Origin of the sequence: Ornithinicoccus halotolerans (assembly GCF_009602535.1) — a bacterium.
GTDB lineage: Bacteria > Actinomycetota > Actinomycetes > Actinomycetales > Dermatophilaceae > Ornithinicoccus > Ornithinicoccus halotolerans.
On record NZ_WIQI01000184.1, the window covers coordinates 1 to 2,957 of the forward strand.

Here is a 2,957-nt window from a genome sequence, read left to right on the forward strand (position 1 = left end):
GGCCGCGGCGCGAGCTCGCGCGCCTCGGCGGCGCTGACCTCGGTCAGCGTCGCGCCGTCGGGGAGGTCGGCGTCGCTGGCCAGGTGGCCCGAGTCGTTCCCGTCCGCGAACAGCGTGCCCAGCCGGTCGACCGGCGTGAACCGCCACTCCTCCTCCCGGCCGTTGGGCAGCGGGAAGTCGGCCGGCTCGAACGAGGTCGTCCGGGCCGCGCGCGACTCGTCCGGGACCCGCGCGGCCAGGGACTGCGGGTCGGTGTGCTCGGGCTTGTCGGTGAGCAGCGTCATCAGCCGACGGCTCCTTCCATCTGCAGCTCGATCAGGCGGTTCAGCTCCAGGGCGTACTCCATGGGCAGCTCCCGCGCGATCGGCTCGATGAAGCCGCGCACGATGGTGGCCATGGCCTCGGTCTCGGAGAGCCCGCGGGACATCAGGTAGAACAGCTGGTCCTCGGACACCTTGGAGACGGTCGCCTCGTGGCCCATCTGCACGTCGTCCTCGCGGACGTCGACGTAGGGGTAGGTGTCGGAGCGGGAGATGGTGTCCACCAGCAGCGCGTCACAGACCACGCTGGACCTGCTGTGGGAGGCACCCTCCAGGACCTGGACCAGGCCGCGGTAGGAGGTGCGCCCACCGCCGCGGGCCACCGACTTGGAGACGATGGTCGAGGAGGTGTGCGGCGCGGCGTGGACCATCTTGGCGCCGGCGTCCTGGTGCTGGCCCTCACCGGCGAAGGCGACCGAGAGGGTCTCGCCCTTGGCGTGCTCGCCCAGCAGGTAGACGGCCGGGTACTTCATCGTCACCTTGGAGCCGATGTTGCCGTCGATCCACTCCATGGTCGCGCCCTCCTCGCAGGTGGCGCGCTTGGTGACCAGGTTGTAGACGTTGTTGGACCAGTTCTGGATCGTCGTGTAGCGCACCCGGGCGTTCTTCTTCACCACGATCTCCACGACCGCCGAGTGCAGCGAGTCGGTGTCGTAGATCGGCGCCGTGCAGCCCTCCACGTAGTGCACGTAGGAGTCCTCGTCGGCGATGATCAGCGTCCGCTCGAACTGGCCCATGTTCTCGGTGTTGATCCGGAAGTAGGCCTGCAGCGGGATGTCGACGTGCACGCCCGGCGGCACGTAGATGAAGGAGCCACCGCTCCACACCGCGGTGTTCAGCGAGGCGAACTTGTTGTCACCGGCCGGGATGACCGAGCCGAAGTACTCCCGGAACAGGTCCTCGTGCTCACGCAGGCCGCTGTCGGTGTCGACGAAGATGACGCCCTTGGCCTCCAGGTCCTCCCGGATCTGGTGGTAGACGACCTCGGACTCGTACTGGGCCGCGACGCCGGCGATCAGCCGCTGCTTCTCGGCCTCGGGGATGCCCAGCCGGTCGTAGGTGTTCTTGATGTCCTCGGGCAGCTCGTCCCAGGTGGTGGCCTGCTGCTCGGTCGACTTCACGAAGTACTTGATGTTCTGGAAGTCGATGTCGGACAGGTCGCTGCCCCACGTGGGCATCGGCTTCTTGTGGAACAGCCGCAGCGCCTTGAGCCGGTTCTTGATCATCCACTCCGGCTCGTCCTTGCGCGCCGAGATGTCGCGGACGACGTCCTCGCCCAGGCCGCGGCGAGCCGCGGCCCCGGCGACGTCGCTGTCGGCCCAGCCGTACTCGTAGCGGCCCAGGTCCTTCAGGCCGGGGTTCAGCTCTTCGATATTCGTGCTCATCGCGCGGACCTTCCTTCGGTCGTGGGGTCGGGTGCCCTGTCGCTCGTGCCTACTGACTCGGGGGTGTGCATGCGCGTGGTCGTGCCCGGGGCGCCGCTGAGGGAGCCGGTGGGGACGAAGGTGGTGCAGACGTGCTCGCCGCCGGCGAGCGTGGCCAGCCGCTGCACGTGGACGCCTAGCAGCCGGGAGATGGCCTCGGTCTCGGCGTCGCAGAACTGCCGGAACTCGGTCGCGACGCTGCGCACCGGGCAGTGGCCCTGGCACAACTGTATGCCGGTCAGCCCGGTCCCCTCCCCCACGGTCCGGGTGCTGGCGGCGAAGCCCTCCTGCGACAGCGCCTCGGCGAGCGCCTCGGCGCGGGCGGCCACCTCGGGGCCGGCCTGCTCGACGGTGCCGTGCAGCCGCTCCTCCAGCGCCGCGACGTGCTCCTCGGCGAAGTGCTCCACCGACCCCGGTCCCGCCTGGGCGGCGAGGAAGCGCAGCGCGGCGTTGGCGACGTCGTCATAGCTGGTGCCCAGCTGGTCCTGGCCCTTCTCGGTGAGCACGTAGCTGCGGGCCGGGCGGCCCCGGCCGCGGCGCCCGGGGCGCGGGCCGCCGTCGCCTTCGGTGATGAGCCCGTCGGCGGCCAGGGCGTCCAGGTGGCGCCGGACAGCGGCGGCGGTCAGCCCGAGGTCGCTCGCCAGCTGGCGGGCGGTCACCGGACCCCGCTCGCCGACAGCACGGCGCACCCGGTCCCGGGTGCGGGACTCGGTGCTGCCGCCTGCCATAAACACCATGTCAGTGTGACGTATATCCACTGTCAGGCCAACGTAGGCAGACCTAACCCGTGTTCCCGCTCCAGCGCCCGGTTCGCGGCCCGCGGTGACGGTCGCGGCCGGGGCGGGCGGGAGCGGTCCGCTCGCCTAGCATGGCCTGTCGTGATCCGGCTGCAGCAGGTGTCCAAGCGGTTCGGTCCGGTGACCGCGCTGGACGGGATGACCTGGCAGGCCCCGGCCGGACAGGTCACCTGCGTGCTGGGGCCGAACGGGGCCGGCAAGACCACCGCCGTCGAGGTCGCCGAGGGGCTGCTGCGGCCCGACTCCGGTGAGGTCGAGGGGCTGGGCCGGCAGCCGTGGCGCGCCTGCCCCGAGCACCGGGCCCGGGTCGGCGTGATGCTGCAGGACGGCGGGCTGCCGCAGGCGGTGCCGGCGCTGCGGCTGCTGCGCCACCTGGCGCGGCTGTACACCGCGCCGGCGGACGTGGAGGAGCTGGC

General features: G+C 71.2%; 3 protein-coding genes and 1 pseudogene. 1 reads left to right on the forward strand and 3 read right to left on the reverse strand.

Translation table 11 applies throughout. The annotated features are described in order from the left end of the window. From GFJ45_RS15770 to GFJ45_RS15780, 3 genes and pseudogenes are all read right to left on the reverse strand, one after another. A pseudogene (locus GFJ45_RS15770) lies at positions 1-284 on the reverse strand (Fe-S cluster assembly protein SufD); the annotation flags it as partial. After that, positions 284-1,705 (reverse strand): Fe-S cluster assembly protein SufB, encoded by a 1,422-nt coding sequence (sufB, locus tag GFJ45_RS15775; protein WP_153398976.1) that lies wholly within the window; start codon positions 1,703-1,705, stop codon positions 284-286. The gene sufB and the pseudogene GFJ45_RS15770, both read right to left, overlap by 1 nt. Then, positions 1,702-2,472, reverse strand: a complete 771-nt coding sequence (locus GFJ45_RS15780) for a helix-turn-helix transcriptional regulator (RefSeq protein WP_228387197.1) — start codon at positions 2,470-2,472, stop codon at positions 1,702-1,704. Before GFJ45_RS15780 ends, sufB begins: the two co-directional genes overlap by 4 nt. Positions 2,473-2,622: 150 nt before the next feature. Between GFJ45_RS15780 and GFJ45_RS15785 the strand changes: the two genes are divergently transcribed. Next, on the forward strand, positions 2,623-2,957 hold a 335-nt coding region (locus GFJ45_RS15785), incomplete at its 3' end, for an ATP-binding cassette domain-containing protein (protein WP_228387200.1).